Source organism: Streptococcus australis (assembly GCF_047463015.1).
Classification (GTDB): Bacteria; Bacillota; Bacilli; order Lactobacillales; family Streptococcaceae; genus Streptococcus; species Streptococcus australis_F.
Genome location: NZ_JASHER010000002.1, coordinates 226,046 through 239,609, shown reverse-complemented (window position 1 = coordinate 239,609; position 13,564 = coordinate 226,046). Strand labels below are relative to the sequence as shown.

General features: G+C 45.0%; 14 protein-coding genes. All 14 read right to left on the bottom strand.

The genetic code is table 11. The features are described from left to right. The 14 genes from QM873_RS02980 to QM873_RS02915 all read right to left on the bottom strand — a co-directional run bounded on the left by QM873_RS02980 (nucleotide 1) and on the right by QM873_RS02915 (nucleotide 13,489). Nucleotides 1-270 carry a DUF1294 domain-containing protein gene (locus QM873_RS02980; protein WP_414278774.1) on the bottom strand — a complete coding sequence of 90 codons (270 nt, stop codon included), beginning with the start codon at nucleotides 268-270 and terminating at the stop codon, nucleotides 1-3. Then, complete coding sequence (leuB, locus tag QM873_RS02975) at nucleotides 267-1,304, bottom strand: 3-isopropylmalate dehydrogenase (RefSeq protein WP_414278773.1); 1,038 nt, start codon at nucleotides 1,302-1,304, stop codon at nucleotides 267-269. The genes QM873_RS02980 and leuB overlap by 4 nt, the downstream gene beginning before the upstream one ends. Before the next feature lie 11 nt (nucleotides 1,305-1,315). After that, complete coding sequence (locus QM873_RS02970; protein WP_414278772.1) at nucleotides 1,316-2,878, bottom strand: 2-isopropylmalate synthase; 1,563 nt, start codon at nucleotides 2,876-2,878, stop codon at nucleotides 1,316-1,318. A 314-nt stretch (nucleotides 2,879-3,192) separates the two neighbouring features. Beyond that, complete coding sequence (locus tag QM873_RS02965; RefSeq protein WP_006596436.1) at nucleotides 3,193-3,849, bottom strand: YpmS family protein; 657 nt, start codon at nucleotides 3,847-3,849, stop codon at nucleotides 3,193-3,195. Next, a complete protein-coding gene (locus QM873_RS02960; protein WP_414278771.1) occupies nucleotides 3,821-4,660 on the bottom strand; it encodes an SGNH/GDSL hydrolase family protein in 840 nt (279 codons plus the stop codon). The genes QM873_RS02965 and QM873_RS02960 overlap by 29 nt, the downstream gene beginning before the upstream one ends. Before the next feature lie 57 nt (nucleotides 4,661-4,717). Then, nucleotides 4,718-5,986, bottom strand: coding sequence for a dihydroorotase (locus tag QM873_RS02955; RefSeq protein WP_195347982.1), 1,269 nt, complete (start codon nucleotides 5,984-5,986; stop codon nucleotides 4,718-4,720). Between the two features lie 11 nt (nucleotides 5,987-5,997). Beyond that, the gene (locus tag QM873_RS02950) at nucleotides 5,998-6,462 is read right to left on the bottom strand and encodes an NUDIX hydrolase (protein WP_414278770.1); all 465 of its coding nucleotides are present in this window, start codon (nucleotides 6,460-6,462) and stop codon (nucleotides 5,998-6,000) included. A 20-nt stretch (nucleotides 6,463-6,482) separates the two neighbouring features. Further along, complete coding sequence (locus tag QM873_RS02945) at nucleotides 6,483-7,139, bottom strand: uracil-DNA glycosylase (RefSeq protein WP_006596440.1); 657 nt, start codon at nucleotides 7,137-7,139, stop codon at nucleotides 6,483-6,485. A gap of 25 nt (nucleotides 7,140-7,164) precedes the next feature. Further along, nucleotides 7,165-8,676 carry a glycosyltransferase family 39 protein gene (locus QM873_RS02940; protein WP_006596441.1) on the bottom strand — a complete coding sequence of 504 codons (1,512 nt, stop codon included), beginning with the start codon at nucleotides 8,674-8,676 and terminating at the stop codon, nucleotides 7,165-7,167. A gap of 39 nt (nucleotides 8,677-8,715) precedes the next feature. After that, nucleotides 8,716-9,585 (bottom strand): GNAT family N-acetyltransferase, encoded by an 870-nt coding sequence (locus tag QM873_RS02935; RefSeq protein WP_006597235.1) that lies wholly within the window; start codon nucleotides 9,583-9,585, stop codon nucleotides 8,716-8,718. Between the two features lie 63 nt (nucleotides 9,586-9,648). Further along, complete coding sequence (gene pyrE / locus QM873_RS02930; RefSeq protein WP_006596443.1) at nucleotides 9,649-10,278, bottom strand: orotate phosphoribosyltransferase; 630 nt, start codon at nucleotides 10,276-10,278, stop codon at nucleotides 9,649-9,651. Between the two features lie 387 nt (nucleotides 10,279-10,665). After that, the gene (gene pyrF / locus QM873_RS02925; protein WP_006596444.1) at nucleotides 10,666-11,358 is read right to left on the bottom strand and encodes an orotidine-5'-phosphate decarboxylase; all 693 of its coding nucleotides are present in this window, start codon (nucleotides 11,356-11,358) and stop codon (nucleotides 10,666-10,668) included. Between the two features lie 375 nt (nucleotides 11,359-11,733). Then, nucleotides 11,734-12,672 carry a dihydroorotate dehydrogenase gene (locus QM873_RS02920; RefSeq protein ID WP_006596445.1) on the bottom strand — a complete coding sequence of 313 codons (939 nt, stop codon included), beginning with the start codon at nucleotides 12,670-12,672 and terminating at the stop codon, nucleotides 11,734-11,736. Between the two features lie 10 nt (nucleotides 12,673-12,682). Further along, a complete protein-coding gene (locus QM873_RS02915) occupies nucleotides 12,683-13,489 on the bottom strand; it encodes a dihydroorotate dehydrogenase electron transfer subunit (RefSeq protein WP_195549809.1) in 807 nt (268 codons plus the stop codon). Nucleotides 13,490-13,564: the final 75 nt, after the last annotated feature.

The window sequence follows — 13,564 nt, the reverse complement described above, 5'->3', positions numbered from 1 at the left end:
TTACCTCCATAAAGCGTAGAGTGTGTAAAGTGTGAGAAGGGCTCCTAGGAGCCAGGTGACCTTAAAATACCACTTCTGTGTCTTGTGATGAAAGAGTAGCCCTCCTATCCAGGCTCCTAGCCCTCCAACTGCAAAAGCATAAAAGAGCAAGGTCTTTTCTGGTATCCGCCAGGCATTTCTTTTGGCCTTTTCCTTATCAACTCCGTAGAGAATCCCTACGAAGAGATTCCATAGAAGGATCAAGCCAGTGATCATTCCTTTTACACTCATAATCGTTTTATAATCTCTTCTGTCATTTCTTTTGTCGAAGCACTGCCTCCTAGGTCTCTCGTAAAGACCCCTGCAGCAAGAGTCGCTTCGACTGCTTTTTCAATACGGCTAGCATCTTCTTCTCGATCAAAACTTTCTCGCATCATCATGGCAACAGAGAGGATCATCGAGACTGGATTCGCCACGCCTTGACCCGCAATATCTGGAGCCGATCCATGAATAGGCTCATACATGCTCGGACCTGACTCTGAATGGCTAGCCGATGGCATAACCCCAAGAGTGCCAGACAAGACACTCGACTCGTCTGAAAGGATATCACCAAAGAGGTTTTCCGTCACGATGACATCAAAGCGTGATGGATTGGTAATCATGAGCATGGCTGCTGAGTCTACCAACTGGTGCTCCAAGATCACATCCGGGAAGTCTTGAGCCACTCGATCAGCTACTCTTCTCCAAAGCTTGGAGGTTGCGAGGACATTTTGTTTATCAATGCTGGTGACTTTCTTGCGACGTCCCCGTGCAATCTCAAAAGCCTTCCCCACGATTCGCTCTACTTCTTCAACTGAGTAGTCGTTGATATCCCGTGCTTGATTTTCTTCTAAGATATGCTCTCCGAAGTAGATCCCGCCGGTGAGCTCACGAACCACTACGAAGTCTACACCATGTATGCGCTCCTCCTTCAAAGGCGAGAGGTGCTTGAGGGCATCGTATATTTTGACCGGACGAATGTTGGCATAAAGGTTGAGCTCCTTACGAAGAGCTAACAAGCCTTGCTCCGGACGAATCGGTGCTTGGTCATACTGAGGACTTCCGATAGCCGCTAAGAGAATGGCATCCGCTTCCTTTGTAGCTTCTAGAGTAGAAGCTGGCAGAGGATGACCAGCCGCATCAATCCCTGCTCCCCCAAATGGATGAGCTTGAACTGAATAGTCAAAATTTGTTTTTTCAGCCACTGCTTTCAGCACGGACAGGCCAGCCTCCATGATCTCCGGTCCAATCCCGTCTCCAGCTAGGGCGACAATCTTCTTCGTCATAGTGTTCTCCTTTAGGCATCTGGTAGATCACGATAGGATACAATGTGACCGATCTCTCCAGCATTCTCTTTTTGCACCAGGGTATTTGCATTGATATAGGCAATCGCTGACGCCTTCAATACGTCAAAGTCTAAACCAGAAGCGTTAAAGATGGTATCCGTCGCTTCGTTCTCAACAGTAACTAACACACGCGCTTGGGCATCAATCCCATCTGTCACCGCATCAATGGTGTAGGAAGTCAGACGAACTTCTTGGTGGAAGAATTGATCAATAGCGTTAAAGATTGCTTCCACTGAACCTTGACCTTTGGCAAGGTATTCAAGAATTTCGCCATCTTCATTTTTCAGACTGACTGCTGCAGTGATGCTTTCATCTTCATTGGTTGTGAGGCGAAGATCATCAAAGTGGAAGCCTTCTGGATTTTCCACTGCTGTTCCAGCGACTAGGGCGCGGATATCAGCATCGGTGATCTCGTGTTTCTTGTCTGCCAGAGATTTGAACTTAGCAAACAATGGCTGGATGTCTTCTTCTGTGAATTCCAGTCCCAATTCATGCAGTTTTTCGACAAAGGCATGGCGACCAGACAATTTACCAAGTGGAAGACTGTTGCTCTTAACCCCCACCAACTCAGGCGTGATGATTTCATAGGTAAGCGGATTTTTAAGGACCCCATCTTGGTGAATCCCTGACTCATGTGAGAAGGCATTGCCACCAACAACCGCCTTATTTTTAGGAATTGGAATCCCAGAGTAACGAGAGACCAACTCAGAGGTGTTGATGGTTTCATTGAGGACAATCGGACTCTCCACTTGGAAATAGTCTTCGCGAATATTAAGGGCGACCGCTACTTCTTCAAGTGCCGCATTGCCAGCCCGTTCCCCGATGCCATTGATGGTTCCTTCGACACGACCAGCTCCATTTTTGACAGCGGCGAGGCTATTAGCCACCGCCATTCCTAGATCATCATGGCAATGAGGGGAATAGATAATCTCACGATCTGTCTTGACATGGTCGATCAAGTATTTGAAAATAGCTCCGTACTCTGCTGGTGTCGTGAAACCGACTGTATCAGGAATATTGATGTAGCTAGCACCTGCATCAACCGCAGTCTGGACAACTTGCAAGAGGAAATCCAACTCCGTCCGTGTCGCATCTTCGGGTGAAAATTCAACAACTTCGAACTTTGAGCGAGCATAAGAAACGTGTTCTTTGATAGCTTCAAGAATTTCTTCCTTGGTCTTGTTGAGTTTAAACACCCGGTGAATGGGACTCGTTGCGATAAAGACGTGAACTTGCGGATACTTGGCATCTTTTAAGGCTTCATAACAAGCATCGATATCGGATTTAACGGAGCGAGCCAAACCTGTCACGGCTGTCTTGGTCAAGACCTTCGCAATCTCCTGCACAGCAGTGAAGGAATCCGGACTAGCTGCAGGAAAACCTGCTTCAATAGCAGAAATGCCCCATTTTTCCAATTGCTTGGCAATGGCAATCTTTTCTTTAATGGAGAAATTGACTCCTGGAGTCTGTTCACCGTCCCGAAGACTGGTATCTAAAAATTCAACTTTACGCATAGGGTCTCCTCTTTTCTAAACATAGTGAATAAAATAAAAACATCTCGCCAGTTACCTAAGCGAGATGTCTTGTTACTCCCGCTTGGTAAGCCAAACAGGACTAATGCTTTTGCACTAGCCCGAGTACCTCAACAACAAAGCAAATTGAATAAACTTAGCTGTTTTCATGTTTGACTTTCTCCTTTGATTGATGTCTTGTTTAGTATTTTAGCATAGGGAAAATTGAATGTCAAGAATTTTCTACAATATTCTGAATTTTTTGAATAGAAACAAAATAAAGGCGAAAGTCGCTTTCTTACTTTCGCCTGATCTTCTTATTTTTTCCTGTAGAGATCAAAGATGATTTGATCATTGTATAGATCAATGGTATTGGCCTTGACATAGAAATCCATCTCATTTTTAATCTTAGCAAGCTCGATCTTAATCGTCGCTTCTTTGCTATCAATTTTCACAAAGTCAGGTAGATCCTTGTTTGTAGACAGCACCTGCATCACGGTCTTCTTAGGAAGTTTCAAGGTCCCAACTGAAAAATCCTTGAGGGTCAGGAGGATACTCCCATCCTCTAGCTTACTTGGCTGGAAATAGATATAGAGCGGGTACTCCTTCCCTAAAAAGTCCATCCTCCCCTCTAGTAACATCTGTTGGTTGTCTGCATACAGTTGATAATCACTCAAATGATAACTTTTAAGCATGACCTTGATGGTTTCATTTAGTTGAGCCCTAGTTGTGGTCATACTGCCGATCTTGACATCTCCTCCTTGGCTAGGAGTCTGTAGTTGCCGGACATCCTCTCGTACCGTTGAGAAACGAGTCCATACGACTAAACTTGTTGCCAGCAAGAAACTGACCAAGCCTAGAAAGAGCCATTTCCAGATGTTAATCGGCGTTTTTTCTCGTCTCTCCTTAAAATGAGGTCCTGTGGTTGCTGGCTTAACCTTCTTCTCACTCGAACCATTTTTTCTCAGTTGCATGTATTTTCTCCAGTACGGCTTCTTTCATGATCTCGTAGCCTGTATTATTGGGATGGAAACTATCCTCATCATACAAGGCATCATTGGTCACAGTTTCTTTTCCTAATTCGGATTCTGTCACCCCACTCTTGCCATCAATTCCCTTATAGAGGAGGTCATTGATTGGAACAAAGTAGACGCCTTGATAGGCAGAGAGGGTCTCCTCCGTTCTTTGGTTCCACTGATCGACAAGGGTCTGCAATTCCGTTAGATCGGGGAAATTGAGATACAAGGGATTATAGATCCCCACCACGTAAACGGGCAGATCCGGGTTGTCCTTGCGAGCCAATTCGATGATCTGTTTGAGATTTTTCTCATAGGTCTTCGATGCTTTTTCAAAGCGGTCCAGATCTAAGTTACTGGTATCCTCAAGAATGGCCTTTCGCAGGTCATTGCCCCCGACAGTAATGGTCAGTAACTGAGCCTGCTTCAGGTCCTTTCCAATCTCCTTTTTCTCCTGCATACGTGACAAAATTTGACCGCTCGTGTTGCCAGAGACACCATAGTTGATCGCTTTGAATTCAAGACCTGTTTCATTGGTCAAACTCTGAGCAAGAAGAGGAACAAAGCCTCCTTGATTGGTGCTATCTCCTACGCCTTTCGTCAAAGAATCCCCAATCGCTACATAGGTGACTGTCTTTTTTGGGGCGCTTGCTGATGGTTTGGTCATCACTGGTTCTGCCGAAGGAAGGAGCCAATTGACCAGAAAAAAGCAGACCAGAAAAGTGACCAAACAATACAAGATCATTTCTAGTATTTTTCTACTATTCATATACTCCTCATTCGTCCAGCCTTTAATTTAGATTTCTTGATTGTCTTTTAGTTCCGTTCAGGCTTGGTAGACAATGTTCCCCTGGCAGATGGTATAAGCTACCTGTCCCTTGAGGGATTCTCCAACAAATGGGGAATTGGCTGCCTTAGAGGCAAAATGATCAGATACCAAACGGTCAGCCTCTGGGTCAAAGATCACAATATCTGCTGGTCCACCAACTTCTAAATAGCCTGCTTCAAAGTGATAGAGTTTTGCAGGATTATAAGTCATTTTTTCTAAGAGCTCCATTAAACTAAGCTCTCCAGCGTGAACCAAATAGGTCAAACCAAGCGATAGAGAGGTTTCCAATCCTGTCATGCCGGAAGGAGCTTTGGTGATATCGGCCACGTTCTTTTCATCCGCATGATGAGGCGCGTGGTCCGTTGCAATCACAGAAATAACTCCTGACTTCAATCCTTCGATTACTGCACGGCGATCCTCTTCCCGACGAAGGGGAGGATTCATCTTGGCATTGCTTCCCTTAGACAGCAAAAGATCTTCTGTCTTAGAGAAATGCTGAGGAGCGACTTCTGCTGTTACAGGAGCGCCGATTGCTTGAGCAAACTCAACTACCTTCACACTTTCAGCTTTAGAAAGGTGCTGGATGTGGAGGTGTCCACCTGTCGCGTGAGCAATCATGGCATCACGCGCTGCCATAGAGTATTCAGCTACACCTGTCGCTCCACAAACCTTGAAATGTTCTCGGGCAATGTGCTCATTGAGTCCCAGAATGCCATTCAATTCTGGATCTTCTTCGTGAAGACTGATGAAGGTTCCAAGCCGTTTTGCTTCTTCCAAAGCTTGACGCACTACCTTGGTACTTTGCAAAGGTATCCCATCATCAGAGAAACCGACAGCCCCAGCTTGTAACAAGCCTTCAAAGTCGGTCAGATGTTGGCCATCAAAGTTCTTGGTAACCGTCGCAACTGTCTTGACATGGATGGCTTCCTTAGCAGCAGAATCCAAAACTTCATTTAAGGTCTCGACATCCGAAATAGTTGGAGTGGTATTGGCCATCATAACGACTGTCGTAAAACCACCCGCTGCGGCTGCCAGAGCTCCAGTGTGAATATCTTCCTTGTGAGTCTGTCCAGGTTCACGGAAGTGAACATGAATATCCACTAAGCCTGGAGCTACCACCTTGCCACTTGCATCAATGACTTGGGCTTGCTCGTGAGAAAGAGATGGGCCTATTTCAACAATTTTGCCCTGATCTACCAAGAGATCACACACTTGATCCAAACCAGTTTTTGGATCCATTACCCGACCATTTTTAATGACTAACATCTTCTACTCCTTTATTCATAGAAATCGACATGGGTCTCTAGTAAGCGATCCCCATCATAGCGAAACATTGCTGAAAAGAAGGGTCTATCTTCCAAGAGCCACTCGACAAAGGTGTGGTCCCCTTCCCAAGTAGGTTTTGAGAGGACTTGATCATAAGGCACCCACTCCAATGTCCCTTCGTTACACTCGATGAGCTCTCCTTCAAAATCGGTCACCTTAAAGACATAGGTGTACCAGTCCAGATCTGGAGTAAATTCAGGGAAGGTGATAATCCCTTTTAAAACTGGTTTAGCTTTCAGGCCCGTCTCTTCAAGGATTTCCCTAGCAGCACACTCTTGAGGAGTTTCTCCGCGTTCTAATTTTCCACCAACTCCAATCCATTTGCCTTCATGGACATCATTGGGCTTTTTATTGCGATGAAGCATCAAAAACGCTTCTCCATTATCGATATAGCAAATTGTAGCTAATTGTGGCATTATTTCTTCTTTCTATTTTCCTAACTTCGCAGCCAATCAATCGGCTCGCGACCCATCTCTGTTAAATAAGCGTTAGCCCTTGAAAAAGGACGAGAGCCAAAGAAACCGCGATAGGCCGATAAGGGACTGGGATGGGCACTCTCAATAATCAAGTGTTTGCTTGCATCAATCAAAGACTTCTTCTTCCGAGCATAGGCACCCCACAGAATAAAGACAACATGCTCTTCCTCTTGACTGACTAGGCGAATAACTGCATCTGTAAACTCTTCCCAAATCAGGCCAGCGTGCCCATTGGCTTGGCCAGCAGGCACTGTCAGACAGGCATTGAGTAAGAGAACCCCTTGCTCTGCCCAAGGCGTCAAGTCATGGGAAGGCTTAAGCCCCACATCTTCCGCCAACTCCTTTAAAATGTTTTGCAAGGATGGAGGTGCTAGGATATCATCCGGTACAGAAAAGCTGAGCCCCTGTGCTTGACCAGGACCGTGATAGGGATCCTGACCCAGAATCACGACCTTAACCTCTTCCAGATTCGTTGTCTTTAAGGCCTGAAAAACCTTTTCACGAGGTGGGTAGATGGTCCCTGATGCATAGACCTGATCTAAAAATTGATTGATTTGCTTAAAGTAGCCCTCTGGAAGCTGCTCCTTAAGCAATTGGTGCCATCTTGAATGTTCCATCGCTTCTCCTTACAGTATAAAATAATTAACCGTTCTCTTGAGATTTCCTTGGACCAGCAGCCAAACCAATAGAGGCTAACAAGAGAATTTGTGGTAGAAATTGGATCAGATAACGAGTCTTGCCACCTTCAAAGATGGTCAAAAAGAGAAGACCACCAAAGACAGCAAGCGATAGGAAGTGGAAATCGTCATCGTTCTTCTTCCTGAGATAGACAAGGACCAGGCCAGCTGCCATCACAATCCAAAACAACTGTTTAACGAACTCATAATAACGATACTGAGGACGATCTGTACTTAAGAAGTAGGTACGAATCCATTTGGCAACTGGTAAATCCTTGGTATAAGGCTCGTAAAGAGGGTTAATGACCGGAGTCTTTTCGTATTCAACATCCCGATAGAGCCAACCAAGTGTCCCTTCTGCAACCGTTAAGGATTGCTTGGTATAAAGATGTCCCAGGAGTCCAATCGGACCATATTCCTTCAAGCGCCGTTTGATTTCTTTAATGATATATTCGTTCTTGAACATCCCATTATTGTACTCGTCTCGCTTATCTTCGTCGACATATTTCAAGAGCCCTTCTTTCATATCTGCTTGGTTGTGCCCAATATCCGTCAAGCCCAAGTTAATAAACAAGAGCGGTCCTTTAGCCAGCCCTTCCCCTTTTAAAATAGGGACAGCTGTTTGGTGTTTGACAGCTGTATTCAGAGCTCCAAAGACCAGACCAGTTGATAAAAGGGTTAAAGCAAAGACTTTTCCAAAGACCTTCCACTGCCCTTTAAAGAAGAGGACCATCCAAAAGGCCATCACGACAATAATAGTCGTCGGACGAATCAGCATAGTAAGCCCTGATAAGAGGCCTAGCCACAAGGATGTCTTCCATTGTGCACCACTGTCGCTCTCTTTTAAGAGATCCAAGGCTAGCCCTAATTGCAAGGCGATGAGAGGAAGAGGCGGAATATCCGTATACATGGAGTAAAAATAAGGGGAATAACAGATTAAGACCACATAGAGGGTATACACCCAGTCTGCCACTTTTTGGTCATAATGTTTCAGCCCTAAACGATACAAGAGGATAGCTCCTGCATTCACAAAGACCATATTGAGAACTTGCATGACCCAGAGGCCCGCTCCACCAAAGAGTTGGTAGAAAAAGCGTTCGTACAAGAACAAGGGAAGATTATTGGGATTCCGGCTCAGGTAGCTAGAGATAGAGGACTCTTTTAGAAGGCCAAAAGCTCCCGTATAGACCACCGCAGCATCCCGACGGATTAAGAGTTCCGCAGACAGCATAAAAACAATCTGAACTAGAATCGCTCCAACCATCAATCCAGTCTTGTATTTCATCAACCAGGCAAAGGCCCTTTTGAGATAGGAGCGACCAATATAAGCTAGGAGAAAGATAAGTCCCCCAACTACAAGGCCCCATCCCGAAATATCTTTTAGGTAGACGACACTAATGACAAACCAGTGCACCATCAGGAGCAACATAACCAGATGGAGCACCCCAAATAAGATGTTTTTACTTTTTACTAACATAGCTCCATTATAGCAAAAAAATAGGGATTTCGCTGGATTCTATCGGCTCTCCATCAAATAGAGGACTTCAGTTTGGATGGTGAAGCCAAGCCCTAGATATAGACTCAGGGCTGCTTGATTCTTTTTTTCAACGACAATCTGAAATTGCTGCTCCACTTCTGCAGCCATCTGATTCATCACACTTCGTAAGAGATAGCGTGCGTACCCTTTGCGGAGATGATCCGGGTCAACGGCTAATCCAAAGAAATAGGTCGTTCCCTGAGATAGATCCACCGTAACAGAAGCAAGAACTTGCTCTTGGTCACGCAAGACAAAGAGACGGGTATCCTGCCCCTCGAGAGACTCGGTCGCATACTTGAGGGCATAGTCAAGATCTGTCTCAAAAGCCTTGGATTGAAAATGCGCGATCTCTTGGAGCATGGACTCCTGAACTTCTAACACCATCAGCCCTTCTCTCTTCTCATGGTCGGTGACCTGACAAGTTGCCTCCAACCACAGTTCGTGGTCTTCCTCCTCTGCCTCCACAAAATGAAAATGACTGAATAATTCCGGATGTTGCTCCAAAAACCGAACCTCTGATACATACAGTCGGTCTTCTAACTGATAGTCTTGGGCCAAGTCCATAAAGTCTTCCCATAAGGAACGAGCAATCCCTTGTCTACGAAAAGAAGGTGTCACAAAGAGCTGAACCTCAGCTTCTTTGGGTTCATCCGCATAGATGGACAAAAATCCAACCAGTTGTCCCTCCACCGATGCAAGGATAAAGGCTGGCATCGTTAAATCAGCATTATAGAGATTATCCAAATAGGGCAAGCGATAAGTATGGTCAATTTGGTGACAGGCTCTTACAAGCTGTTCACACTGCTTTTTTTCTTCTAAACTTAGACGAATCCGTCTTTCAAGCTTCATGAAATTTCCTTTCATCACAAAAACAAAAGGAGAGCCAAGCTTTGGCCCTCCTCCATTATTTCTTTAGTCTTGCCAGGTTTCTTGGTTTTCTTTGAAACGGCGTAACAGTTCCAAACCTTCATTAGTGATATAACCCTGTTCTTCAGCCAAATGAATCAATTCAGTATAGTTTGACAAGGTTTCAAGTTGAACGCCAGCTTCCGCAAATTTCTTATCTGCTTTCTCCAATTGGTAGGTGAAGATAGCCACCACACCAAGGACATCTGCTCCTTCACGCTTCGCAGCTGCGACAGCATCTAAGACAGACCCACCAGTAGAAATCAAATCTTCAACCACCACCATCTTTTGACCTTGTGGTACACGGCCTTCGATTTGGTTTCCAGCACCATGGTCTTTTGGTTTGCTACGAATGTAGGCAAATGGCAAATTCATCTTGTCCGCAATAATGGCACCATGAGGAATCCCCGCAGTTGCCGTTCCAGCAATCACTTCTACTTCTGGGAAAGCTTCCTTGATTTTGTCCACGAAGCCATTTTCAATCAAGGTACGAGTTTCTGGATAAGCGAGGGTCACACGATTATCCGTATAAATAGGGGACTTGATCCCAGAAGCCCAAGTAAAAGGCTCTTCTGGTTTCAAATAAACAGCTTCAATTTTTAGAAGATGGCTGGCAATATCTTTAGCTAATGACATGATAACTCCTTTTTTACGATTTTAATCGAATACGAATTAAATCAATGATTTATTTTTAAATAACTGTACAGGTTAGTAAATAGTTTAGGGAAGGCTCTATCAGGCTTCCCGTAGAACTACAAAAGTTTAACTTTTAGTAGCAATTAGTGTTCCGACGATTATGAGAATAAAACGATACTTTTTATTCTCATAATCTAGTGAATAGTTTAGGGAAGGTCCTATCGGACTTCCCGTAGAGCTACAAAAGTTTTACTTTTACTTGCAATTATTATTCCGACGATCACAGAAGAGAAACGATTTTTTCTCTTCTGTGATCTAGTGAATGCGTTAGGGAAGGTCCCATAGGACTTCCCGTAGAGCTACCAAAAGTTCCACTTTTAGTAGCTCTTACGCATTCCATTGTCTCTTAATTTCATGGTAGGCATCCCATGGGTTTTCTGCTTGTATGATCGGACGTCCAACCACGATGTAGTCTGAACCGATGGCATGGGCTTCTTGTGGGGTCATGACCCGTTTTTGGTCACCAATTTCTGCTCCTGCAGGACGGATCCCTGGGGTGACGCAGACAAACTCTTCGGATGTAGCTTTCTTGATCAAATCTACTTCATGGGCTGAGCAGACAACGCCGTCCAAACCAGCTTCTTGAGCCTTACGGGCATAATTAACAACTGATTCTTGGACAGTGGTTTGGATGTTTTGGCAATCTCGCATGTCTTCTTCACTGGTAGAGGTCAACTGAGTCACCGCCACCAACTTAGCTCCTGGTCCAAGTGCCTTTTTGGCTTCGCGCATCATCTCTACACCACCGGCTGCATGAACTGTCACCATATCCACTCCAAAGGTACCTAGGACAGACATGGCTGACTTAACCGTATTTGGGATATCGTGCAATTTTAGATCCAAGAAAATGCTATGGCCACGACCTTTCAGATAGTGAACAATTTCTGGTCCGACTGCATAGAAAAATTCCATTCCGATTTTTACAAAAAGTTTTTCATCTTCTGGGAAATGTTCTAAAAAGTTTTTGACATCTTCAAAAGCTGGAAAGTCAAGGGCGATGATGGGACGTTCTTCACGCATGGGTTTCTCCTTTTTATGGCTGACATTTTTTCCACAAAAAAACCTTGCCCGAGGCAAGGTTACACGAAAATTAGGTAGTATCTACCCTGATTCACCGTCTAGACCTTAGGAGCCTCTCTGGACCACTTTAAAGGTTTTTCTACATTGTAGTACGATATGAAAGAAAAGTCAAGAAATAATCATAAAACGTTCGGATTCAATCTTTTTTTTTCATTCTTCGACTAGGTAAGATTCACAAACATGTCAAATTCTTGACGAAGATTCGATTTTCCTGTAAAATTTTTGTATGCTGAGTAAGGGTTGTTTTAGTTGTAGCTTACTCAGTAGCCTGTTGGAGTTGTAGCCAGCAGGCGTTTTTTGTTCTCTTGATGATCCTTATAATAGATTTTCTCGGACATGCCGACGCAAATCTTCCAAGCTAGTTATTCCATACTGATCCATGACCTTTGGTAAGTCTTGGATAATGGTCGGACAAGCATATGGATCTGTAAAGTTAGCAGTTCCGACTCCGATTGCAGAGGCACCAGCAATCATCATCTCAATAGCTGCTTCTGCTGAATCCACGCCACCCATGCCAATAATCGGCAGTTTGGTCGATTGGGCTACTTGGCGGATGAGTTTCAATGCTACTGGGAAGATAGCTGGTCCTGACATACCTCCGGTGCCATTGGCAATGATGGGCTTGCCTGTCTTGAGGTCAAAGCGCATCCCGACCAGCGTGTTGATCATGGTCAAGCCACTCGCTCCTGCATCTTCTGCAGCCTTGGCGACTTGAGTAATGTCCGCCACACTAGGTGTTAATTTGACATAGACAGGGACGGAGGAAGCTTCTACCGCTGCTTTTACTGCATCATAAGCCAACTCTGGAACCTGTCCGATTAAGAGGCCATTGTTGCCATGATCTACGTTTGGACAAGAGATATTGAGCTCGATGGCCTTGACATTTGGCGCTTGCGAGATCTTGCCAGATACCGTTGCATACTCTTCATTGGAGAAGCCAGCTACATTGGCGATAATCGGTAGCTCCGGATAATGCTGGGCCAACCAAGGAAGTTTCTCTGCTAGGACCACGTCTACGCCTGGATTTTGGAGCCCAATGGCATTGAGCATGCCTGCTGGCGTCTCAGCAACGCGTGGTGTCGGATTTCCGAAGCGAGCCTCAGCAGTTGTCGCCTTGATCATAATGGATCCAAGCAGGTCTAAGTCATAGTATTTGGCATATTCCTGACCAAAGCCAAAACAGCCAGAAGCCGGAATAATGGGATTTTTCAAGTCTAATCCTGGTAAGGATACAGCTAATCGATTACTTGTCATACTTTCCTCCCTACATCACAATCGTACCAGTTTCAAAGACCGGTCCGTCTTCACACACGCGCTTATTAGCTGCTTGGCTTTCATTTTCCAGATGCACTACACAGGCATAGCAAGCACCCATCCCACAAGCCATACGCGATTCCATAGAAATGTAGGCGCGAGGATGGTCATGGAATTTGGTATTGACATATTTGAGCATACCAGGTGCCCCACAAGAATAGATAGCATCAAACTCCTGGTCCATCTGATCAACGATTGTTGACACATAACCCTTGGTACCATATGAACCATCGTCTGTTGTAATGGTGACTTGGCCGTACTGCTTCAATTCTTCTTCCAGGATCACAGCTTCTTTATTGGCAAATCCAAGGACAGAATGGACTTCTACTCCCTGCTCATGTAGCTGTTTGGCCACTTGAACCAAAGGAGGTACTCCAATTCCGCCACCGATAATCAAGGCACTCTCCCCTTGACCAAGACCTTTTAGGTCAAATCCATTTCCTTGAGGGCCCATGACACTGAGGAAGCTACCGACAGGCAGCTGAGAAAAGATGGCTGTCCCTCCCCCTTCTACCCGATAGATGAGGCGACAGGTCTGGCTGCCTGGATCTATCTCAGAGATAGAAATAGGACGACGGAGGAGCTTAGAGTCATCCGGTACACGGATATGGAGAAACTGCCCCGGCAACATCTGCTCCACCATTTCCCCCTTCAAGACCATTGAAAAAATCCGTGGCGCAATCTCTTCTTGAGCGATTAACTCCATGTCTTCCATCATGATTTTTCCAAACCGTTTTTTACAGCTATCACTGACCATTGGTTTCCTCTTCTTTCTTCCAGCAAAAAAGACCTCGCAAAAGCAAGGTCCTACAAATTATCAGCTAGACTCGGT